This is a genomic window from Desulfovibrio sp. OH1186_COT-070 (genome assembly GCF_003860215.1).
GTDB lineage: Bacteria > Desulfobacterota > Desulfovibrionia > Desulfovibrionales > Desulfovibrionaceae > Desulfovibrio.
The window spans coordinates 60,720-84,853 of the sequence record NZ_RQYH01000002.1; the positions used below are offsets into that span (position 1 = coordinate 60,720).

7 protein-coding genes are annotated in these 24,134 nt (G+C 59.8%); all 7 read right to left on the bottom strand.

All coding sequences use genetic code 11. The features are described from left to right. Positions 1–6: 6 nt before the first annotated feature. Positions 7–1,755, bottom strand: a complete 1,749-nt coding sequence (locus EII23_RS01005; protein WP_185702261.1) for an ABC transporter ATP-binding protein — start codon at positions 1,753–1,755, stop codon at positions 7–9. An 89-nt stretch (positions 1,756–1,844) separates the two neighbouring features. Beyond that, positions 1,845–2,606: a thioesterase II family protein gene (locus tag EII23_RS01010; protein WP_185702262.1), complete on the bottom strand. Its 762-nt coding sequence runs from the start codon at positions 2,604–2,606 to the stop codon at positions 1,845–1,847. Beyond that, positions 2,599–11,283, bottom strand: coding sequence for a non-ribosomal peptide synthetase (locus EII23_RS01015; protein ID WP_124791230.1), 8,685 nt, complete (start codon positions 11,281–11,283; stop codon positions 2,599–2,601). Before EII23_RS01015 ends, EII23_RS01010 begins: the two co-directional genes overlap by 8 nt. 3 nt (positions 11,284–11,286) lie before the next feature. Next, complete coding sequence (locus tag EII23_RS01020) at positions 11,287–14,592, bottom strand: non-ribosomal peptide synthetase (protein WP_124791232.1); 3,306 nt, start codon at positions 14,590–14,592, stop codon at positions 11,287–11,289. Then, a complete protein-coding gene (locus tag EII23_RS01025) occupies positions 14,589–18,986 on the bottom strand; it encodes a type I polyketide synthase (protein WP_124791234.1) in 4,398 nt (1,465 codons plus the stop codon). The genes EII23_RS01020 and EII23_RS01025 overlap by 4 nt, the downstream gene beginning before the upstream one ends. Further along, positions 18,983–22,462 carry a non-ribosomal peptide synthetase gene (locus tag EII23_RS01030; RefSeq protein WP_124791236.1) on the bottom strand — a complete coding sequence of 1,160 codons (3,480 nt, stop codon included), beginning with the start codon at positions 22,460–22,462 and terminating at the stop codon, positions 18,983–18,985. The genes EII23_RS01025 and EII23_RS01030 overlap by 4 nt, the downstream gene beginning before the upstream one ends. Further along, on the bottom strand, positions 22,455–24,122 hold the full coding sequence (locus EII23_RS01035; protein ID WP_124791238.1) for a (2,3-dihydroxybenzoyl)adenylate synthase: 1,668 nt from the start codon (positions 24,120–24,122) through the stop codon (positions 22,455–22,457). The genes EII23_RS01030 and EII23_RS01035 overlap by 8 nt, the downstream gene beginning before the upstream one ends. Positions 24,123–24,134: the final 12 nt, after the last annotated feature.

The following is a 24,134-nucleotide window of genomic DNA, read 5'->3' on the forward strand; positions in this document are numbered from 1 at the left end:
TGCGCGTTACCCGCCGAGCCGCCACACGCTCGACTGTTTTTGCAGCGCCCAAAGTCGTTGATATATTGCGGAGCGCGCAAGCAGATCTTCATGCGTTCCCTTGTCTTTCAGACAGCCTCCCTCAAGAATGAGCGTCACGTCGGCATTTTCGATTTCATGAAGCCGGTGGGAAATCGCGAGCACGGTTTTTCCACCCATAAGCCTGCCCAGGCTGCGCGAAACGCCTTTTGCCGCAACGGGGTCAAGAAAGGCTGTGGCCTCGTCAAGAATCAGAATGGGGGAGTCCTTGAGAAAAGCCCGTGCAATGGCAATGCGCTGCTTTTCCCCGCCGGAAAGGCCAAAGCCCTTGTCGCCCACGGGAGTGTCCAGGCCAAGGGGAAGCCGCTTGAGCATTTCCGCGCAGCCAGAGGCTTCGACAGCGTGCATGAGCGCATCTTCCGTGGCCTCCGGCCTGGCCAGCAGAATATTTTCTCTGATAGTGCCGTGAAAAAGAAAGGCATCCTGAAAAACAATGCTGACAAGGCGCTGAAAAGCCTGCTGTGGAATGGAACGGATATCCTGCCCGCCGATGGTGACCCTGCCGTCTGACACATCGTCCAAGCGGGCCAGCAGCCTCGCCAGCGTGGTTTTTCCCGAACCGGACGGCCCGCTGACCGTTGTGATGCTCCCGGCGGGAAGCGTGAAGCTTATGCCCTGTAGCACCGGAATGTCCTTGCCTGTGGCGGATCGCACACTGTAGGAAACATTTTCGAAAACAACAGTGTTGTCCCCAGCCGGTTTTACCGCAGGCGGTTCAGCAAACACGGGCAGATCCCGCACCGCCTGTACATGCGCGGCCCCGGCCTGAAACGTGCGCAGTGCAGGCAGGCACATGGCCACCTTGGTAAGGGGAAGGAACATCATGCCGCCTATGGCCGTTGCGTACAGCAGGTCGGAGACTGCAAGGGTCTGCCGCGTAAAAAACCACAGGCCGCAGGGCAGGATCATCAGCAGGGGAACCGTCATGGACAGATTGAAAATGGAATAGGGTTTTGAGCAGGCCCTTGTGATGTCGCTCGCCAGTTTCCCGATGGCGAAAATGCTGTCCCTCACTTCATGGAGGGAGTCCGCCTGCCGGTTGAACGCCCGCAACGTAGCCAAGCCTCTGACATAATGGATCAGGGCCGAGGTGGCCCGCCCGTCCGCCGCCACCCAACGCGCGAAGGGTTCGGGCGCAGCCCGCACAATGCGCCCCTGGGCCCCCAGACCGAGCACAAGCATGCCCAGAGCAGCCAAGAAGAGCCGCCCGTCGATCCAGAACAGCAGCCCCATGCAGACCAGGGACAGGAACAGGCCCGAAATCGCGTCCGGAACAGTATGGGCCAAAATGGAGTTGAAACGCCCGACTTCGTCCATGACGGCGCGGCTCAACTGACCGCTTTTCCCCTCCACGGAGGCTGGCACAACATGACGCATCCGCTCCACAAGATCACTGCGCAAGCGGCACTCGGCCCTGAAGCCCGCCATGTGCCCGAGCACCGTCACACCCCCCTGCGCCATGAACCGCAGGATGACCGCAACGAGGACGCCTCCCGTCAGCCGGAGTATGGTCCCCGTTTCGGGCGAACCGCTCCGGGCCTCTTCTGCAAGACGCCAGATCAGGACAAAAGGAGCGACTTCAAGCAGCGCTGCCAGACAGGCGAGCAATATGGCCAGTGCCAGCTTTCCCTTGTCCGGCATTGCCGCCCGCCAGAAGATGTGCATGGGGTTTTGCATGTTCCGTGTCTTCGTTGGCATCACCGCACCTTTGCGTAAAAAATCGGGTTTCCGGCCTCTCCACAGAAACTGGCTGCCGACCCCTTCATTCAGGCCATCCCTTCGTGAAGAAATTCTTTCAGGCGCTCAAAAACCGCAGACATCACAACCGTGGGATGAGCCTGTATGAAAAAGTGCTCTCCCGGCAGCTTCAACATTTCCCATGAAGACGCGGCAAAACGCTGCCACTCCGCGACAATTTCCTCGGGAACCACCCGGTCGTCCCGGTAGGCAAGCGCAATCATCGGCGCGTGAACAGGACGAACGGGCTGGGGCGCCCACGTTTCCAGCACGGTATAGTCCGCACGAAGGATGGGCTCGAAAACCGACATCAGTTCCTCATGTTCCATGACCTCCTGCGGCAACCCTCCGGCTTCAAAAACAAGAGCCCTGAATTTGTCCTCCGGAAGGTTTCGGCAGGGGGGCAGCCAGTTTTTGTGCGGAGGCTCGGAAGCACTCACAAACAGGCATACCGGAGGGGGGAGATTTTCTTGCTGAATGCGTATGGCCCATTCGGCGGCAATGGTTCCTCCCATAGAGTGGCCGAAAAGCGCGTATCTGTGCCCCATCCATCTGGCGGCGGCGGAGTGCAGTCCGGCGAGCAGCGTGGGCATGTCCAGCAAAAGGGGTTCGGACATGCGCGTCCCGTGTCCCGGCAACTGAACGCGGCAAATGCTCACCCCCGCCGGGGCGTGCTCCTGCCATTGCCGGAACAGGGCCGCATGCCCGCCCGCGAAATGAAGGCAGAACAGAATCACGTCGCCCTGCTCCGGTTCCCGATCAAAAATAAGCCAAGGGCTGGACTTAGGCATGATTCTCGTCCCCGCCTGTTTCATACCAGTCGACCATCCGCGCTATCCATTCCAGCAACTGCTTGCGTTTCAGGCAGTTGGCGTGATTTCCGGGAGCGGAAATTCTGTGGACGCGGCTCGCCCTGGCCTTCCAGAAGGCCAGGCCCATCTCGTGCCCCACAATTTCGCTGCTCTCCACAAAGGCAAAGGGCACACTGATTTCCGGGTACTCCACATTTTCAAGAAGCACGCACAGGGCCGCAAGATTTTCGATCAGTTCCGGCGAAGAGCTTCCGGACATACCGATGACGACACCTTCCAGCATGTCGCGCTTCTCATGAAGGCCGGGGGGAATGGGCGTGCAGTCGATGAGAACAAGGCGATCCACAACGCGGCCGATCTGCCGCAGGCGCTCTGTGACCAACCAGGCCAGCAGCCCTCCCGCGCAATAGCCCACGAGCTTCAGGGCCCCCTGCGACTGCGCGTTGGATATCTGGCCGCTGATCCGGTCGACAAGGGTATCCAGCGTGTCTTCCTTTTGTGGCAGCACGGAAATGGTAGTGACGTTGCCCAACGGCCAGTACCGGGAAAAATCGTGGAAGCTGCTTCCATCCGTCACGGCATCGCCAAGACAAAACAACGTCTCCCCGAAAGCGGGCGTGCCCATAACGGTCACGCCGGACACGGAGTGCATATCCATGGATTTTGCCATATCGCATATTATGGGGTTGTCGAACACGGTCTGGATCGAAAGCTTGAGGCCGTAACGGCGCTTCAGCAACATTTCCGCCCGTACCGCTGTCAGGGAATCCGCTCCCAGATTGAACACATTGTCCCCGGCTGTGACGGGCGCTTCAAGCAGTTCTCCCCATACGGCGCAGAGCGCCTCTTCCACCTGTGATCCGGGCAGGGATTCCTTTGCCGCCAGCCGTCTTTCGAAGCCGCCGCTTTCAGACAATTTCTGGCGATCTACCTTTCCATTGGGAGTGAGCGGCAGAGATTCCACCACGTCAATGAATGCGGGGACCATGTATTGCGGAAGCCGCTCTTCAAGGAAGCGGCGCACCGCTTCCGCAGAGAGGCGGCTATCCCGGTTTTCGGACACGACGAAGGCTGCCAGTTGGCGGCCTTTTGCCAGAACAACGGCGCAACGGGATACCCCCGGCATGCCGTCGAGAATCGCCTCTATTTCTCCAAGCTCAATGCGGAAGCCGCCGACCTTGACCTGAGAGTCTGTCCGCCCGAGAAACTCTATGTCGCCGCCGGGCCTTCTGACGCCCATATCCCCTGTGCGATAGATTCTTTCCCCCGTGTCCGGATGCAGGATAAAGGCTTCCGCTGTTTTTTCCTCATTGTGCAGGTAACCGAGGGCAAGGGCCGCGCCGCCAATGCACAACTCTCCGGGAACCCCCACGGGGCAGGGGCGAAGATCCTTGTGGAAAACGTGGAAGCTTTGCCCCGCAAGCGCCTTGCCGTAGGGGATACTTTGCCATCCTGGCTGGGGGGAATCCGGCGGAATCTCGTGGCAGATGGACCAGATGCCCGCCTCCGTGGCTCCGCCCAGGCTCACAAGAGATGTGGAAGGCAGAACCCCGGCGCACTTCCGGGGCATCTCCACGGGGATGCGGTCCCCGCTCAGCAGGGCCAGACGGGGAGGAACAGCGGGCAACTCGCCCGATTCCAGCAGCATCTGCCAGAACGTGGGGACAGAGTTCCACAAGGTTACGCCATGCTTCTCCATGAGCTGACGCCAAGCCCGGGGATTACGGATATCGTTTTCCCGGGGAATGACCGTAACGCCCCCCGCTGCCCATATGCCGAAAAAGTCATATACCGAAAGATCAAAGGTCAACGCGGACAAGGCCAGTACCCTGTCGTCCCGCGTGACGGCAAAACGCCGATTGATTTCCCCCAGGGTGGCCGTGGCCCCGGCATGGCTCATCATGACGCCCTTGGGCGTTCCCGTTGTGCCGGAAGTAAAGATGACATAGGCGAGGCTATCGGACGCTGCCTGAAGGAACTTTTCAGGCTTGTCCGTCCGGACTGCATCTGTCTCGCCCACCGGAAAGAGCGGCAGGCCGTCCCAGGCGCCGGTTTTTTCCATGCTGTGGACGACAACGCATGCCGGCTTTGCTTCCGCAAGCACGGCCTGACGCCGCAGAAGAGGCCAATGGGGATCCACAGGCACATAGGCCGCCCCGCCGAACAAGACACCGAGCACGGCAACAGCCTGCCGCCAGCCTTTCGGCACAGCCACCGCAACCAGGGGTTTTTCTGTTCCACTGGTGGCAAGCGCCCCGGCAAGCCTGTCGGCAAGGCTGGCCGCCATGCTGAAAAGTTCCCGATAGGAAAGAACGCGCTCCACGTCAATGACCGCCGGGCGATCCGGCTGCTCCAGAACATTGCGCAAAAAGCCCGCGTGCAGAAGTTCAGCAGTTACAGATGCCGGAGCGCCGTCGTCCGCCGTATCTTCGATCCTGACAGGCGAAGGGGAGGTCCAGGCCAATGCGTCTTCGGCAAGCCGTTCAAGAAGTCCTGTGTAGGCGCTGAACATCCTGCCGATCATGCCTTCGGGAAACAGTTCTTCAACTGTATCCCAATAGATGCTCAATGTTCCGTCGCGGTCGTGGACATGATTGTCGATCCAGACCTGGGGCGTCTGGCTGATATTGAAGACCTCGCGGCCCAGTGTGGAAAATCCCGCAATAGATGAGGCGAAGCCGCTGTCCGCCATTTTTGCCAGCCCGAATGTGCTGGTAAACACAATGGGCATCCTGACGGCATCGGCGGGAGCGCCGTCCCGGATTTTACGCCTCATGACCTCAATGCCGCTTACCTGGCAGAATTTCAGTCCATCGAAGATACGCTGCTGGGCCTTCTTCACTTTTTCGGCAAAGGGTTGCTCTCTGCCTGTCTCGCAACGGATCAGCACGCTTGAAGTAAATTCGCCCACGGCGTTATTGATGTCCGGGTGGAAAGGGAGGCGCGTGAACACCGGGGCGTTCACCGTGAGTTCGGGGGAGCGGCTCCAAAGCCCCAGCACTTCCGCATAGGCGGCCAGCAGTGTGGAGGAAATGGTCACGCCGTTACGGCCGGACGCTGCCTTCAGGGCCTCCCAGAGCCGGGGGGCCATCGTATGGTTATGCCGCACAAAACGCGGTTTCCTGATGGAGGCAGGGTCCTTCGACAGAGGGAGGTCCGGGGCAGGGGGCAGGAGCTTGCCCTCCTCCTGCCAATACGCTTCCGCTTCACGGAAAGCTCCGGTTTCCCGATAGCGGTCCAGTGCCGCTATGTAGTCGCGGAAAGAAACAGCTTCCGGAGGCAGGATTTTTCCCGGATCATGGTAAACGGCCGCCCATTCCGCAAGCAGCATGCTGATGCTCCGGCCGTCCATCACCACATTGTCCATAAGCACGTGCAGCCGACACATGTTGTCCGGCAACAGGGAAACCTCAAGGTCAAAAAGGGGCCAGACGGCGGGATCGTGCACCTTGTGCGAAAGCCGGTCGCGCACATCCTGCAGCTTTGCGCGCCGTTCCTCCTCGGGCAGGCCCGTCAGATCATGCACTGTGATGCGGAACCGTGGTGTCTCTTCAAGCACCCGTTGCAGCCCTTCCTCCCCGATCACTGTCCGCAGGGCGGCATGCCGGTCGATCACCCGAAGCCATGCATCCTCCAGCCGCGGCACATCCATGTTTTCGCAGTCAAACTCTATGTATCCCTGGCAGGCGGTATTTCCCAAGGCCATTTCCTGACGACGGCCGACCCAGTAGGCTCTCTGCACATCCGTCAGCCGGAAAGGCTCATACCTCTTGTCCGGTTCGGGAATGAACAGTTCCGCCAGAGAGGCAACGGCATTTTTTTCCAACTTCAGATCAGGCAGCAGCTTCGCCGCGATCTTTTCGACACAAAAATCCTGCAACAGGCTGCTTGGGGATATTTTGACGTCCAAGGCCTTTTCAAGCCCATCAACCATTTCGATGAACATCAGGGAATCGACGCCCAGATCAAAAAGGCTGGCCGCACTGTCTATTGCTTCCGGCGAGATTTTCAGCAGTTCGGCAAAACGCCCCTTGAGCCATTTTTCCAGCACGTTCCGCTGTTCCGGCGCGGTGGGTGCGCTCCGAAGGCTGTCCAGGATGCCGTCCCGCGAGGAGCTCCCGCACTCACCGGCAGTTTGCACGCCGCTGTCCTGCCGCCCGGCAACGGCCCCGGAAGCAGGACGGGCAACATTGCTGAAATAGGCCGGAACGCGATGGCCGTACTGGCGCAGCAGCCGTGCCCAGTCAACTTTCATCACGGCCAGATGTGGCACATTCCTTTCCTGAACGGCCGCCAGCATTTTCAGGCCTTCCAAGGGTGAAAAACTGTGCAGTCCGCCGTTTTTGAGGTGATCTGCCTGCGCCGGATCGGCCACTGTTCCGATATCGCGCCAAGCCCCCCAACTGACAGAAAGTGCGGGCAGCCCCTGCTCTCCGCGCCAGACCGCCAAAGCGTCCAGATACGCGTTGGCTGCGACATAATGTGGCAGACTGTAGCTGGGGACCACGCTTACGGAAGAGGAAAACAGCACCATCTGGTCCAGATCCATCTTGCGGGCTACGGAAATGCGATGGAGATTCCACGCGCCCAATACCTTGGGAGCCAAAATTTGCCAGAACGCACCCCAAGGCTTGTTCTCGTCCACATTGCTGACCCGTTTGACCACGGCGCAGTGATAGATGGACCGCACCGGAGCTGTTTCTTCCAGGGCAGCGACAGCCCTCTCCAACGCCTGATAATCCGTCACGTCCGCCTGTATGGTTGTGACGGTGACCCCGCTTTTTTCAAGCTCGCGGAGCAGTTCCTTCTTCTCCGCGTCAGGGCTGTGACGGCTGAGCAGGGCTATCTTGCGAAAACCTCTGGCGACAAGGTCTTCGGCAAGAGCGAGCCCTATGCCCCCCAGTCCCCCGACAATCATCTGCCAGCCATTTTTGTCCGGCGAAAGCGCGCGCAGAGGTATTTCGGCAAGGGCACGGCGTTCAAGACGCGGCGTCTGCCATTCACTCCCGGATACGGCGTTGAGTTCCTCGCCGGAGCCGCTCAGAAGAAGATCAAAAAACCTACCCACAGTCTGCGCAGTTTTGTCCGCAAGGTCGTATTGCCTGAGGTGCAGTTCGGGATGCCCCATTTCCACCACGCGGTTCATCCCCCAAAAAGGAGCCTGCTGCGGATGCGTTATCTTTCGGGCCGCACCGCACGTTACAGAGGCCCAGTGCCATTCCACATCCGGCAGATCCGCCGCCTTGATTTCCGCGAGCAGTTGCAGCAGCCCGCCGCAAAGGCGCTCCTGTTCCGCGCAGTCGTCGGAATGCTCCGTCTCTCCCAATGCCCTGGCGTCCACAAGGGTGCAGAGAGGCTGCCCTTGCAGCCAGACCCGCAGATCCGCCGCCGTCAATGTTGCCGGAACATGCAGCATGTCCAGCCCGCGTTCCCGCGCCGCCCCTTCAAAAAGCGGGGCGTCGCCCGCGTCGGCCAAAAGCAGGATCCTGCCCAAGGGAACACGCCCTTCGCCTGCCTCCCTGCTTTCCCATACGGTCGCATAGGTGCAACTGCGGGGAAGGGCCATGGCACGTCCGTCCTGTGGCCGGAACCGGGCCGAAATAACCCTGTCGGGCAGCTGGGCGGAAAGGCTTTTTTCGTGCGGCAGAATCTGCACGTCCACAAATCCCTCGGCAGCCAGGATATCTTTCCAGATCGTATTGGACGCCATGGGCTGGATGCCGCGCACGTCCTTGTCCGTAATATTCGGCAGCAGAAGGCCGGTTGTGATTTCTCCAAGAAAATTGGCCCGCGTGATTTCATAGAGCAGCAGCAGGCCGTCGGGCCGCAAAAGGGAAGAGGCATGGCGCACCGCTACGGAGAGGTCTTCCGCAGCGTGGAGCACGTTTGAGGCGATGACAATGTCATGGATGCCGGCTTCAAAGCCCTGCTCCTCCGGCGGCACGCTCATGTCGTACCGGCCCGCGCGCAAAAAGCCGTATTCGGCAAAACGCTGCATGGCTTGGGTGAGAAATACGGGGGAAACATCCGTAAACGTATACGATGCGCGGTCCGGCGGAAGAAGGGGCAGGATGCGTTCCGTCGTGGCGCCGGTTCCCGCGCCTATTTCAAAAATGCGCACGGCTTCGCCGGACGCCGTACGATCAAGCCACTCACGCACATGCTCCCGGACAAGAGCATTGAAGTATGCGGAATTGGGCAACTCCGAATAGATGCGCCTGGCTCCGCCCAGATCGCCCTTGGACATGAAGGTTTCACGCAGATCGCGCTCGCCCCGCAACAGTTCCGGCAAGCTGTCAACCGTTGAAAGCAGCAGGTTCTCCATAGCTCCCCAGACGTTCCATACGGGGGCGGCGCGTTCTTTGAATTCCTGAAGACGGGCATCGGAAACAGACTCAAGCGCCAGATAGGCATCGCCTTCACGCTGCAGCAACCCCTTGGAGTGCAGCGCGTCCAGCAGCCGTTCCACAAGCTGCGCGAATTGCGGCGGAATGCGCATGATTTCAAGGGCCTTGTCCACTGTCGCTGGGGCGGCAAAGCCCAAGACGGCAAAAGCGCGGGCCACGGCGGCGGCACAAAGGTCTTCCAGCAGGGCCTCCCGCTCCGCCAGCAGTTCAGGCTCCAGTATGTGCCCGGCCGCAGCGGCCATGCGGGCCGCGGCGTCCTGGGAAGCGCCCACCGGGTCCACAGGCGGGCGCTCCCTGCGCTGTGCCAGGGCATGGCAGTGCTCGACAGGACGGAAAGGCGTCAGGGGTATTCTTGTCCGCTCTCCCGCAAGAAAGGCTTCCCATACGATGTCCGCTCCGGCCTGATAGGCCTTTGCCGTTACGGACAAAAAATGAAGAGCCATGCGCCGGGAATCTCCTCCCTGCAGAATATCCGGCTTTTTGTCGTCAATGCCAACTGTCCGGAAAATTTCCGCCAGCACCTTGTCGCAAAAATCCTGCTGCGTCACAGCCGAAGCCAGAGGCAGCGAAATCGCCGCCGCACGGCATTCCACAATTTCGCGAATTTTTTCAAATGATTCGCAAAGTGCGCTCAAAAAGGCATCCCGGCGGGCCGGAACTTCCGGCCCGGCTGCCGCCTTCGAGCCGTCGGACTTTTCTTCCGCCGTGCCTCCGGCCAACTCTTTTCTGATGGCGGTCAGAAGCTCCGCCCGTGTTGCACCCACCAGAGCCTTGCGGCAGGCAAGATGCCTGCGGCGGCTGGCGGCTGTCCAGCATGCATTGGCAATATCGGGGCAATGCTCAAGATGCGTCTGCCATTTCTTCAGAAGCAGTTCCAGCCCTTCCGGGGTGGATGCGGAAAGGGGCAGGATGAACGGCCCTTGTGCGGCAACGGATTGACGATTTTTTTTCGGGGCTTCCTCCAGAATGACAGACACGTTGGTTCCACCAAAACCAAACGCGTTCACCATGGCGAAACGCCTGTCGGAATCCCAGGGAGCGCTCGCGGTCCGAATAACAAAGGGGGTTGCGTCCAGCCGCAGATCGGGGTTGGGAGTGTTGAATCCGGCAATGGGCGGAAGCTCCTTGTGTTCAAGGGCGAGCATGCCCTCCAAAAAACCGGCTATCCCTGCGGCAGCGTCCAGATGACCGATATTGGCCTTGACCGCGCCCAAGGTGCAGAATCCTGTTCTTGCCGTGCCGAAGGCCCGCGTGAGCGCCTCGACTTCAATAGGGTCACCTATGGCTGTCGCTGTGCCATGCGTGGACACGAATTCCACCATATCCGGCGGCACATCGCTTACAGCCAATGCCTCGGAGATGACCGAAGCTTCTCCCTGAACCGAGGGGGCCGTGTAGCCCATTTTGTCGGCCCCGTCATTGTTGACAGCGGTTCCCCGGATAACAGCCCGGACAACATCCCCGTCCCTGAGCGCCGCATCCAGTGGTTTGAGAAGAACGATGCCGACGCCGTTGCCGTTGATCGTTCCGTCGGCCTGCGCATCAAAGGGACGGCAGACTCCGGTTTTGGAAATGATAAGCCCCTCACGGTACCGATAGCCATCCGTCTGGGGCAGGGTAATGGACACGCCTCCGGCGAGCGCCATGTCGCATTCGCCGGAGAGCAGGCTCTGGCAAGCCAGATGGACGGCTGTAAGCGACGAGGAGCAGGCTGTCTGCACGGTAAGGCTGGGTCCCCTCAGGTCGAGGACATTGGAAATACGCGTCGCAAGATAGTCACGGTCATTGCCTATGGCCATTTGCAGGGCTTCTGTCGCCCGCCCTGTGCCTGCCCCCAGAATGGCGGAGGGCAGGTACGAACTGTGGCTGGCCGCCACATAGACCCCCACCCGGAGATCTGACATGCCGGAAGAATAGCCCGCATCCTCAAGCGATTCATAACCGCACTCCAGAAGTTTCCTTTGTTGTGGGTCCATCAGTTCGGCTTCGTGCGCGGTGAGCCCGAAAAATGCGGCATCAAATTCCATGACGCCGTCGATGCGTCCCATCGCCGTGATGTAGGTGTCTGTCTCAAGATCCGCGTCCGGAATGCCGCTGGCCTTCAGTACCTCAAGGCTGATGGTATCCGTGCAGTTTTTGCCGCTCCTCAAGGCTGTCCAAAAATCCTCAAGTGTGGCCGCTTTGGGAAAACGCCCCGCGGCCCCGATAACAGCAATGGCATCCACCAATTTTTCAGTATCATTATCCATCAGTTACTTCCCCATCTTTCCTCGGCGTGAAGCTCTTGCAGCCAGCCTTTTTTCCGCATGAGCGCGTCCTTCGTCAGCGGCATTGCTCTCTTTCCCGGAGATGAGCCGGGCCAAAGCGCGGACACTCGGCGCCTCAAAAAGCTGGATGAGAGCTATGGGCTTTGACAAAACCTGACAAAGATCACGATGGATCTTCACCATCAAAAGCGACGTTGCCCCAAGATCAAAAAACCTGTCATCAAGGCTGAAAAGCCTCGTGCCCAGATGCTTCGCCACGACATCGCGGATCTGTTCCTCAAGTTCCGTCCCTTTTTCGTCCGCTCCGGATTCTTCCCGCCCCGGCGGCGGCAGCCGCTTGCGGTCCACCTTGCCATTGTCGGTAAGCGGCAGGCGATCAAGAAATACATAGCGCTGCGGAACCATATAGAGGGGAAGCCTGTTGCGGAGAGCCGCGCGTATATCTTCTTTGTCGGGGGGAGATTGCGCGTCTTGCGACACAATGTAGCCCACCAGACTGCCCGCCCCTCCTGTGGGCATGACGGCGGCTACCGCGGCCGCCACGCTGTCCAGGGAGAGCAGGGCTTCTTCGATTTCGCCAAGTTCTATACGAAAACCGTTGATTTTGACCTGCGTATCCTGACGCCCCAGAAATTCGATCTGCCCGTTGCCGCGCCACCGGCCCATGTCTCCCGTACGGTAAAGTTTTTCACCGCTCCGGGGGTGAGTAATGAACCGGCTGTCTGTCAGCGAGGCATCCCCTATGTAGCCAAGGGCTACCCCGCGGCCTCCTATGAAGATTTCGCCGACAACGTCGTCGGGGCATGGGCTGAGGTCTTCGTGCAGAACGTCCACACTTTGATGGGTTAGGGCACGGCCATAAGGAATGGATTTCCACCCGGGCGGCGGATCTTCACGCGATATGTCATACGCGATGGACCAGATGGCCGCCTCGGTTGCACCACCAAGGCTGACAAGCTTCGTTTCCGGCGAAAACCGGTACGATTCTGCGGGCAGCCGGGTTGGGACCCAGTCCCCGGAAAGCAGGGCCAGCCTCGGCATCTGCTCCAGGGCTTCTCCATATTCGATGAACATCTGCCAGAGGGTTGGCACGGAATTCCATATGGTCACAGGATGTGCGGCAAGACGTTGCAGCCAGACAGAAGGATCGCGCCGTTCGGAATCTTCGGGCAAGACAAGATGCCCCCCCACGGCCAGCACTCCGAAAATGTCGTACACCGAAAGGTCAAAAGAAAGGGCGGACAAGGCAAAAACACTGTCCGACGCGCAAACTCCGAACCGCGTATTGATGTCGCGAATGGTGTTCTGCGCCGCCCTGTGCGTCATCATCACGCCCTTGGGCGTTCCCGTTGTTCCGGAAGTGAATATCACATAGGCCAGCCTGTCCGGCGAAAAACCCTGCCCTTGTGAAAGAGCGTCACCTCCGGCCGTGTGGAGCACACCGTTGCTGCCGGGAACAACCAGCGGAAGCCCCGCCCAGTCCCGAGAATCGTCCTCCGGGGCTGCCACCACGGCGCGGATGCCCTGCCGCAGCACAGCGCTTCGCCGCGCCAAGGGCCAGGTGGGGTCCACGGGCACATATGCGGCACCGGTCAAAAGCACCCCGAAAACAGCGGCCACTTGCCGCCACCCTTTGGGAAGCCCCACAGCCACAAGCACACTCTCCGTGTCCTTTGGCAACACCTCCCGCAGGCGGCGGGCTACCGCATGGGCCTCCGCAAACAGTTCACCGAAGGTCAGCACCCGGTCCGGCGCAAAAATGGCGGTTTTCTCCGGAACGTTCCGGACCTGATCCAGAAAGCCTTGATGGAGCAGGCTGTCGTCCCTGTCAAAGGAGGGTGGAGGTGCTTCACGCCTCAGACGCTGTTCCTCCGGCAACGGCATGGCAACGGGCAATCGCCAGTCCGTTTGGGGCTGTGAAAGCGTTCTGATGAGCCGGGCGTAGCTTTTGAACATGGCTCCGAGCACAGCCTCATCAAAAATACCGTCCACAACGTCCCAGTTGAAGACCAGCCTTCCCTCCTCTTCAAGCACCTGATGGTCCAGCCATATCTGGGGCGTCTGTGTGATGGTGAAAGCCGGCTTGCCGAACACGGCATTGTCTGTATTCAGTACCTCTCCTACATCGCCCGCGCCTATAGCGCTGGTGAAGACAATGGGCATCAGGACGGAATGCTTCAGCTTTTCTGACAAAAGCTGAAGAACCTTGATACCCGAAAAGGTGCTGTGTTCAAAATCCTTCCAGAAGGTGGCATCAAGCGTGCGGGCATAGTCAACAAAATTTTCGTCGGGCCGCATCTTTCTGGCGGTTGAAAGCATTGTGGCGGTAAAATCACCCACGACTTCCTCAATCGCCGGGTTTTCCGAATCTCTGTTAAACACCGTTACATTGAGACAGAACTCCGGCTTGCTCGCCCACTGCCCGATGGTCGCGGCAAAGGCGGCGTAAAGCGCCACCGACGGAGTCAGGGCATAGCGGCCGCATGAAGCCTTGAAAGAACGCCATTCTTCCAGTTGAAGGCCGTTTCGCAGACGCTTGAAGCGCTGCGTCGCGGGCTGGTTTTCCCTAACGGGCAGCAGGGGTGCTGCGGGAAAGTCCTTCAAACGGTTCTGCCAGTATTTACGGCAGTTCTCATAAAAAGCGGTCTGCTCCCGGCGTTTCAGCTCTTCGGCATACTGCCCGAAGGTCATGCCGGGGGCAGGCAGGTCCGCATGGGGATTGGTGTAATAGAAGCCCAGTTCCCGCAGGCAATTGCCTATGCTGTACACGTCTGCCATCACAGCGTCGCAGCTCAGGTGGATGCGCACGAAGTCGTCCGTGACGATGCTTGCGCCCAAGGTGATCACCGGCCAGACCGAAAGGTCCGGTACCCGGTGGGAAAAGGCCTGACGTTTGTCCTCAAGGCGTTGCGCTTTTTCTTTTTCGTCCAGCGCGCGAAGGTCATCAACCTCCCAGGGCAAGGGCGGCACAACGGGCTGCACGCGGAACCGCCCTTCACGGCTCACTGTGGCACGCAGCATGTCATGCCGGGCAATGACCTTGTCCCAAGCGGCCTGAAGCCGATCCGTATCCAGCGCCCCGCAGTCGAACTCCTGATAGCCATGGCTTGCCACGCCACCCAGGTTCACGCCAGCCGTGCGCCCAACCCAATATGCCCACTGGACGTCGGTCATGGGAAATTCCAGCGGCGCAGTGTCCCCTGAGGCATTCTTTTCCGTCACCGGGCTGGACAGACCTTTTTCTTTCGCCATCCGGGCAAACAAGTGCAACTGGTCCGCTGTCAAACTCACCGGGACACCTCCAGAGATTTTGAAACCTCTTCCGGCTCCATTTTCTTGATCTTCTCAAACAGCTCGGCTAATGCGAACAGACGCTCTTTTTCCTCAGCGGATTCAGTCAGACTGTCCGCAATGTTCGCGACATTTCTGCGCCTGAAGATCAGCGCCACGCTGAACGCGGGAAGGGCAAACAATTCACGTATTTCTTTTGCCAAAGGCATGGCCATGAGGCTATCGCCGCCCAGTTCAACATAGTCGTCGTCAATGCCGATCCCGCGCAGGCCAAGGCGGGCCTCAAAAAGCTCAAGCAGCACGCGGTCCAAGGCGTGGCGGGCTCCTCTCCATTCCACAGCCAGCGCAGGGCGCGGCGCTGCACCTTCCACTTTCAGGTCCGCCGCCTCCAGCGCGTCCGTCGCCAGCCCGCGCTTGCCGCGCGCTTCTTCCAGCATGGAAAGGAGGCTCCGCCCGCTCACCACGGGCAGCGGCGTTTCAAGCTCCAGGCAGAAGCCCAAAGCACGCCTGGCCTCGGCCGGCGTAACTCCGCCCACCAGTTCTTCTCCCGAAAGACGCTCGTGCAGCGAGGCCATTTTGTTGATCATGCCCACCTGTTTCCAGACATCCCAACGTATGCTCAGAACGCGCGCCGCTCGCCGCGACTGTTGCCGTGAGGCCCATGTGTCCAGCAGGATGTTCGCCGCGGTATTGTCCAGTTGGCCCACTGAACCGCACAACGCGCCGATGGAGGTATTGATGACGACAAAATCTACCTCCCTGCTGTCCATGATTCGCTCCATGCCAGACAGGGGAACGATTTTCGCCTTCCAGTTGTCCGTATCTTCAATGTTTGCGGTCTGCGTCTGCATCAAGCCGCCGCCGGTGACCCCAGTGGCGTGAACGATGCCGCCGATGTCATCGTGCGCTTTCAGAATTTCATCGATCACCTTCAGAAAAGCGTCACTGTCGTTACTGTCCGCGGTGTACGGCAATATCGTTGTCCATTCGTTTGCGGCCTGCTCCCAGAAACCGGAGGGGCGGGGATGGCGTTGCAGCGGCAGAAGGGTGATGTGACTCCGCTGCTCTTCGGCAAGCGCAGCCAGATCTTCCATAAAGGTGCGCCCAATTCCGCCGCTGCCGCCCAGCACAAGATAGGCGGCACCATCACGCAAGCGTACGGGCGAAGAGGTTTCGGACTCCCGTTGCAGCGTCACGGGAATTTCCTGCCAGAACATGCCGGAACGGACAGCCACAAGCGAAGTCAGGGCTGAGGCCGCCAAGCTGTTGGTTACGGCATGTTCCAGAATGTGCGCCATGGTCAGGTCTGACAGTCCTTTTTCCACATCCAACACGCAAGCCAAGGTATTTTTGGCTTCAAAAGGCAAAACGCGGGCCGGAGCCAACAGAATGCTCCTTTCGGCGCAGAGCTCTTCCGCTCCGAAAGTCGCTGCCCCGGAAACGGGCCAGTATACGCTCAGCGGGCGCTCCCCGGACAATTCCGCCAGCCGGGCGCAGAATGCGACCGCCTGCCGGCAAACGCGGGCGGCAGTCGCAAGGTCATTGCCCCCTTCGCCAAAGAAGCGGCAATCCACCAGCACATCGGGGATGGTTTCGCAACGCGTGAAATCCTCAAGCGCAGGGAACAGAACAACTTTCCAGCCCCGCCGCTCCAGTTCTGCGGCGCAGCCAGAACCCGCAACGCCAAGGAAGCCGATGACCCCGGAAAATGTGGAGGGGCGCGCCAAAAACATCTGCTGCCAGCACAAGGTTGAAACTTCCGCGCCTTCCGCCGACAGCGCGCGCACATGCCCTTGCAGAGCGGGTTCCACCCGCAGGGCTTGCCGTTCAAAGGGATAGCCCGGCAGCGCGACAGTGCGTCCGCCGCCGTTCAGGGCATCCACTTTTTCCCAGTCTGCCTGGCCACCCTGCTGCCACAACTGGCCGATGGCCTCCAGCAGGGCGGCGTTTTCTCCAGTTCTGCCCTGTTCGGACGGCATTACCGGAATAACGGGGGGCCTTCCCTTGAAAGCAGGATGACGGCGTAGCATGGCGCTCAGCTTGCGTGACGGGCCCACCTCAAGCATGATGACGTGCCCGCTCCCGCAGAGCGTGGAAATTTCATCCGAAAGGAGCACCGGCTCACACATCTGGCGCACCCAGTACTCTGGATCCGTCATCTCGTCGCCTTCGAGCAGGCCCCCGGTGACGTTGGAAAGGACGCGCAGCCGGGGCCTGTGCAGCGTAACACCCTGCAAAACCTTGCGCAGATGCGGCTTGGCGCTTTCGAGCAGGCTGGAATGCCCGGCCTTTTCGGAGGAAATTCTGGACACGGGCACATTTTCCGCCTCCAGGGCGGCCTGCAGATCGTCAATGCCTTGCACTGCCCCCGAAGCCACGCAGCCATTGGGGGAAATGACCGCGCCGACGGAAATGCCTTCAGGCAGTTTTTTTTGCAGGGCATCGCGCCCCATCTGCACAAAAAGCATGGCCCCCGGCGGGGATGCGCCGATCAACCGCGTGCGCGCCACATACAGGCGGACGGCGTCCTTCTCGGAAAAAACTCCCGCTATGGTCGCAGCGACATATTCTCCGGCGGAATGCCCCATCACATAGGACGGCCTTATCCCCAGAGCCTCCAGCAAGCGAGCCAGAGCGTACTCCACCGCAAAAAGCGCAAACGGTCCGGCCTCCACCAATGCTTCGGAATTTTCCGGCGCGGAAATCGCGTCCAGCACGTCAATACCCGCTTCTTCCCGGAACAAGGCGCAGATGCCGTCAAACGCTTTCCTGAAGGCGGGCTGTCCTTCATGCAACTCCAGCGCCATACCCGGATACTGCGAGCCAAACCCCGGAAAAAGAAAGGCCACGGGCGCGGCACTGGCCGCATCCTCAAGGCGTGTTGCCCTGTGCAGCAGTCGGGGCGACTGCAACAATCTTTGCAGCGAGGGCGTGTCCTGGCAGGCCAAGCTCAGGCGGAAGGCGTGCATGTCCCGTCCGAGAAGCAGGGTATGCGCCACATCGGCCAGCGGTTCGGGCCGTTCGCGCAGCCAGTCGTTCAGCTCTTCCACACGTTTTGCCAGGGCCATTTCCGTCTTGGCGGACAGGACGACAAGCGCTGCCCCGGCATGTGGCGAAGCTGCCGGAACCACTCCCTCCTCCAGAATCAGGTGCACATTGTTCCCGCCGATCCCCAGAGAATTGACGGCGGCCTTGCGGGTCTTCCCTTCTGCAACCACCCAGTCCACGGTGCTGTCGGCTATGCGGAAGGGGCTTTTTTCAAGATTCAGACGAGGATTGGGCGCGCGAAAATCCAGCGAGGCGGGAATGATCTTGTGGTGAAGCGCCAGAACGGTTTTGATCAGGCTCGCAACACCGGCGGCCGCATTCAGATGCCCTATGCCCGTTTTGACAGACCCCAGCAGGCAGTATTGCTTCGGCGCGCCGTCCGGTAGGGCCCACGCCTGTGTGAGAGCCGCCACTTCCATGGGATCGCCGATGGGCGTTCCCGTGCCATGACCTTCAACATAACCTATTTCAAGAGGATCAACGCCGGACATGGCCAGAGCATCGGCCATGACTGCGGCCTGTCCGGAAACGGAGGGGGCATAAAAACCGGTTTTGTCCGCTCCGTCGTTACCAACGGCAAAACCGGAAATAACGGCATAGACCACGTTATTATCACGCAGGGCGTCCTCAAAACGCTTCAGAACGACCACAGCGGCCCCTTCCCCTTCGTTCACGCCGCTGGCATCGTCACTGTACGCCCGGACGTGCCCGTCCATGGAAAGCGCGCCTTCCGGCTCATACCTGTAGCTGACGTTTTCGCTGGTTTTCAACCCGGCGCCACCGGCCAGCGCCATATCGCACTGACCGGAAAGAATCGCCTGGCAGGCCATGGCCACCGCCGCAAGCGAAGAGGAGCAGGCGCACTGCACCGTCAGGGCCGGACCTTTGAGGTTCAGCTTGTAGGCAACGCGTGCGGCCAGATAGTCCTTATCGCTGGCCGCGAGCAGATCGACCAGATCAAGAGGCGTTCCGTGCAACAGGCTATCGGCAAAACGCAACGCATAACCGTTGAAGTTGCAACTGCCGAACACGCCAACAAGATCGCGCGAGGCGCACGGAGGAACGCCTGCGTGCTCCATGGCCAAATAGGCACATTCCAGAAAAAGCCGCTGCTGTGGGTCCAGCAATTTGGCCTCACGCGCGGAAATGGCAAAAAAGTTGGCGTCAAAGTGGTCGGCGTTGTCGAGCGAAAATCCGTAGCTGACCCGTCCGTTTTCGGCTGGGGCCAGCATTTTTCCGCCGGATACGCCCGAACGCAGGTTGTGCCAGAAGGCGTCCAGATTCTCCGCTCCAGGAAAGCGTCCGGCCATGCCTATTATGGCTATTTTCAAGGAATTTTCGTTCATGCGGATCTCCTCTGGCGGGCACGCGCTGTCAGAGCGCCGAGTTTTTGTGAGCGAAGCCGGCCACGCTCGGCATCCTCCGGCCGGAATGCTTCAGATTCGAGAAAATGCTTCGCCTGGCTGGCAATGGTGGTGTACTGAAAAACGGACACTACCGGGACAGGCCGTTTCAAAGCCTTTGTCAGCTTGGCCGCCAGCTGGATGGCAAGAAATGACGTGCCTCCCGCCTCAAAGAAGGAAACCGCCACTCCGGGCCGCACGCCGTTCAGAACCGCTGCCCATATGTCAGCTATCATTTTTTGCCCTTGCGTTTCCGGAATCGCGGCATCATCTCTTTGCGCCGTGCGCAGCGCGTCCCCGGCCCTGGAGGTCAGCGCACGGCGGTCAATCTTGCCGTTGACGGAAAGAGGGAGGGCGGATTCGATGCATATGGCGGCGGGCAGCCAAGAAGCGGGCAGCTTTTTTTTCAGCGCATCGCGCATTGCCGAGGCATCAAGATTCTGCCCGATCCGGGGCACGGCGTAGAGAACAATTTTGTGGACTCCTTCATCGTGCGCGATTACGGCCACCGCCTGTCTGACTCCGGAAATTCCGACCGTGGCGGCTTCAATTTCGCCCAGTTCTATGCGCATGCCGTTGATTTTGACCTGCGTGTCCTCGCGGCCGAGAAACTCGATATCGCCATCGGGCAGCAAGCGCCCCCAGTCGCCTGTCCTGTACAGCCGCTCGCCGCTTTCGGGGTGGCGCACAAAGGCGCTGGCCGTCAGTTCTGGCCTGTGGAGATAGCACTCCGCAAGCCCAACGCCCGCAATGTGGATTTCGCCCGGCGTCCATTGCGGGCATGGCCGCATTTCCGTATCAAGAACATACAGCGCCTGCCCGGAAAGCGCTTTCCCATAGGGAACAGTCTTCTGACCAAGAGCGACGCCTTTCACGACTTTTTCGACCGACCAGATCGCGGCTTCTGTTGCCCCTCCCATGCTGATCAGCCCTGGTTTCTGGGGAAGGGCGAGGATATCCCGCGCAAGCTCCACCGGAAGCCAGTCCCCGCTCAGCATGAACAACCGCAGCGACTCCAGGGAGATGCCGGAGGCCCGCGCGGCTTCCAATAACAACTGGGCCAGCGCCGGAACGGAATTCCACACGGTCACGCCCTCACGGGTGACCAGCCTCGCCCATTCATGCGGATCGGGCAGGGCGGCGTGCGGAGGAATCACCAGGCATGCCCCGGCAGCCAAGGCGCCGAAAATGTCGTACACGGAAAGGTCAAAATTGAGCTGTGACGCCGCAAACAGCCTGTCTTCAGGGCCTACACCGTTTCTGGAATTGACATCCAATATCGTATTAAGGGCAGCCTTGTGGGAAACAGCGACTCCTTTGGGTTTTCCGGTGGAACCGGAAGTAAAGATCACATAGGCCACCTCAGCAGGGTCTGCAGGCAGAAGTGTGGTATCGGGGAGCGCCTCTTCCCCGGGAAAGGCTGTGCTCACCACAATCTTTTTGAGTGCCTCCGGCAGTTCCAAAGCCCGCTCTGCATCACACAGGACGGCATCCACCCTGCCTTCTTCAAAAATCGTGGCAACACGGTCTGCGGGATCACTCACATTCACCGGCAGATAGGCTGCGCCGGCCCGCAATACGGCCAGAACCGCCGCCACCTGCCACCAGCCCCGCGGCAAGGCAATCCCCAGCAAACCGCCATTCCGGGCCAGACCGGACGTCGCAAGCCTGTGGGCAAGCATGCGGCTGGCGCGTTCAAGCTCCGCATAGGTAACTGTTCTTTCAGGGGTAACCAGCGCGGGCGCATGGGGCGTTCTGGCGGCACTTTTCAGGAAGGGTTCCACAAGATTCCGGTCCGCGCCCGGCAGAAGCTCCAGCACCGCCGCCTCTCTCCTTTTCAGGCACAGAGACTGGGCCGGGCAGTACCAAGCGTCGTCCCGCGTCAATTCACGGGCCAGTTGCAGGAAAAATTCGAATACCCCGGCAAGAAAGCCCTCAGGAAAAAGCCCGTCCACATAATCCCAGATAATGGAAACACCCCCCCGGAAATCCACGGCCTGAACGTCAATCCATGTCTGTGGGGCCTGATTTCGGGCGAAAACCAACCTTCCGAAACGGGAGGCCACATCCAGATAACTGTTGACCCCGCTGCCCGCCGCGCACGTCAGCACCACAGGCAAAGGATTTTCGTTAGTTATGCCATGGGCCCGCGCGATTTCCAGGTTTACCTCCGCGCCACTTGTTCCGGCATGGGAAAGGGCCTGAATGATCTCCGCGTATACCGCGCGACAAAGCGCGGCAAAATCCTGTCCACCGCCAGTGCGGACAACCACAGGAAGCATGGAGGTAAAATCCCCCAGAACGCCATCATATCTAGCCCGCTCGCCCGACCGGTCAAAGAGCGTCAGGTTGATGGTCATCTCCGGCTTGCGGCTGAACCGGGAAAGCGCCACAGCCAGCATGGCCGTAAACAGGCCGGCCGGAGTCACGCCGGTTTTGGCGGCATGGGCCTTAAGCAAACCCCAGTCTTTTGCCTCAACGAAGGACTCCATCCGCAGAATTGTGGGAGGAGTGACTTCCCTGGGCTGCCGCGCCAGCGGCAGTTGCGGAGCGCGGGGCATCGCGGCGGCCCTGTCGCTCCACCAGGTTTTGTGCTCCGCTGCCGCCTTGCCCGTTTTTCCCGCTTCCACTTCAGAAATATACTGTGAAAAAAGGCGGCCAGGAGCGGAAACGTGCCTTCTTCTGCCACTGTAAAGCTCTTGCCACTGGCTCAGCCACAGGGCCAAGGAGGCAATGTCGAACAGCAGGATGTCAAAGCTGATATGCAGGAATCTGTCAGGAGAGTCCTCGCTTCCGGTGAGGCAAATCCTGAAAAGCGGCCACTCTCCGGCGGGAAGGATCTCCGCCTGCATTTCCGCCCGGCGTTTTTCCCGTTCGCCCGGTCCGTTGGCGCGGCTGATGCCGTAGCGCGGCACATGTGCGAGAACTTTCTGACGGCCATCGGGCGTCAGGACAACGCGTAACACACTGTGAACGGCTATCGTTGCATTGAGGGCCTCCTCCAGCCGCGCCGGATCAAAGCCACCTTCCGTGGCTTCAATTTCCAGATAACCATGGGCTGCGATGCCCCCCAGGGGAAAAAACGGCTGACGCCCCATCCAGTAGGCTCTTTGCATGTCCGTCAAGGCAAAGGGTTGCCCATCCGTGGCCGCTGTTACGGCGGGTTCTTCCGCATATTCCCGCCCGCCCTCCATGAGGCGAAGCCAACCGCCGAGCGTCGCCTCCCGGAGCAGGTCCGCCAGTTTTACGCTGATCCCCGCTTTCTTGAGCATGGCGGGAAGGCGCATGATCATAAGTGAACTCATGCCCATTTCGATCAGGGAGTCGTCCTCGCCGATATCCTGGGGGGAGCAGTTCAGTGCGGCCGCCACCCATGCGCGCAAGCCTTCACGCGAAGTGACCGGCAGTTGGTCAGACATGCTTTTCCCCTCCAGACGTATCACGGTCCCGATAATACTGTTCAAGCAGATGCTCCCGTAACTTGCGGCGGTTGTTTTTGCCCACGGCGGTGCCCGGAAAGGACGTGACAAAAACAAACTGGTCAGGAATTTTGAACGTGGTCAACCCCGCATTCTGAAGGAAGCGCCGGAGCACCCGGTCGTTGAGCTCGTTCTCATTCCTGCTTTCATGAACCAAAACAAACGCGCAGATACGCTCGCCGAGATGTTTGTCGGGCATGCCCACAAGCACAGCGTCGCGCACGCCGGAGCAGGACACCAGCATGTTTTCGACTTCTTCGGGAATGATTTTTTCGCCGCCGCGCTGGATCTGGTCCTTTTCACGCCCTTCGAGCACCAAGCATCCGTCGGCTCTGCGCCGCGCCATATCTCCGGTGCAGAAAAAACCGTCTTTGGTAAAAGACCCGGCATTGGCGTCCGGGTGCTTGAAATAGGCGTGGATGGTGTACGGACCACGGATCTGCAAGCCCCCTACGGCATCGTCGGGCATTTCACGGCCCGAGGCGTCCACAATGCGGAATTCATCGGCCGGGCAGACGGGTATTCCCTGGGTATTGCAGACTTTTTCTTCGTCCATATCCATGCGGGTCATGCTGACCAGTCCTTCGGACATGCCGAAAACGTTTTGAAAGCGGCAGCCGAACACCGAAATCGTGCGGCGGGCAAGGTCTTCACCCACCCGCGCCCCGCCTACCTGTATGCTCCGCAGACTGGAGAAGGTTCTGCTGCGCTCCAGCAGTTCCGCCATGTCGCACCAAAGGATGGCTGCAGGCGGCACGAGGGCTGTGTCCGTAACTTTGTGTGCATCTATGAGGTCAAAGCACATGCTTGGCTCGGGCGTTTCAGCCATCACCAGCGTGCCACCGCACTGCAGCGTGCCCAGCACCCCCGGAGCCGCCAGAGGAAAGTTGTGCGCCATGGGCAGTGCGACCAGATAAACCGTTGACTCCACAAAATTATTCGCAATGCCGCAGTAGCGGGCTGCGCACAGATATTCGCAATGAACGCGGGGAATCAGCTTGGGGATACTGGTTGTTCCGCCGGAGAGCAGGAAACAGAAAAGAGAATCAGGCCTGACAATATCTTCCGGCAGCGCGGAACCAAGCGACAGAAGCGATGTGACACAAAGAAATTCTTCCGCATCGCCGTTCACAATCACATGCTTCAATTCCGGGTTGCGCGCCCGCAGTTCGCGCGCCATTTCCCGGTAGTCAAAACCGGCGACAGTGTCTGCGCAGATGTATGCCTTGGCCTCCACGGCCTGTACGAACGCGGAAACTTCCGCAATGCGGTGTGCCGGCAAGGCCAGCACGGGAACTACACCGATCCGGGACAAGCCAAAAAGGACGACCAGAAATTCCTTGCCATTGGGAAGCTGCACCACCACGCGGTCACCGGCCGTCAGGCCGAGAGCCGTAAAGCCCGCCCCTGCCTTTGCGGCTTCCATCTCCAGTTCGGCATAGGAATAACGGGTGTCGCCGTCTATGACAGCCGTCTTGTTTGCATACTTTTCCACAGAGTCGCGCAGGGCAGAATGTACTGTACTGTCGCGCCAGTACCCGTCCGCACGATATTTTTCGATCATGTCCTGCGGCCAACCCAAATCTTGCGCATACAACATAGACACTCCCTC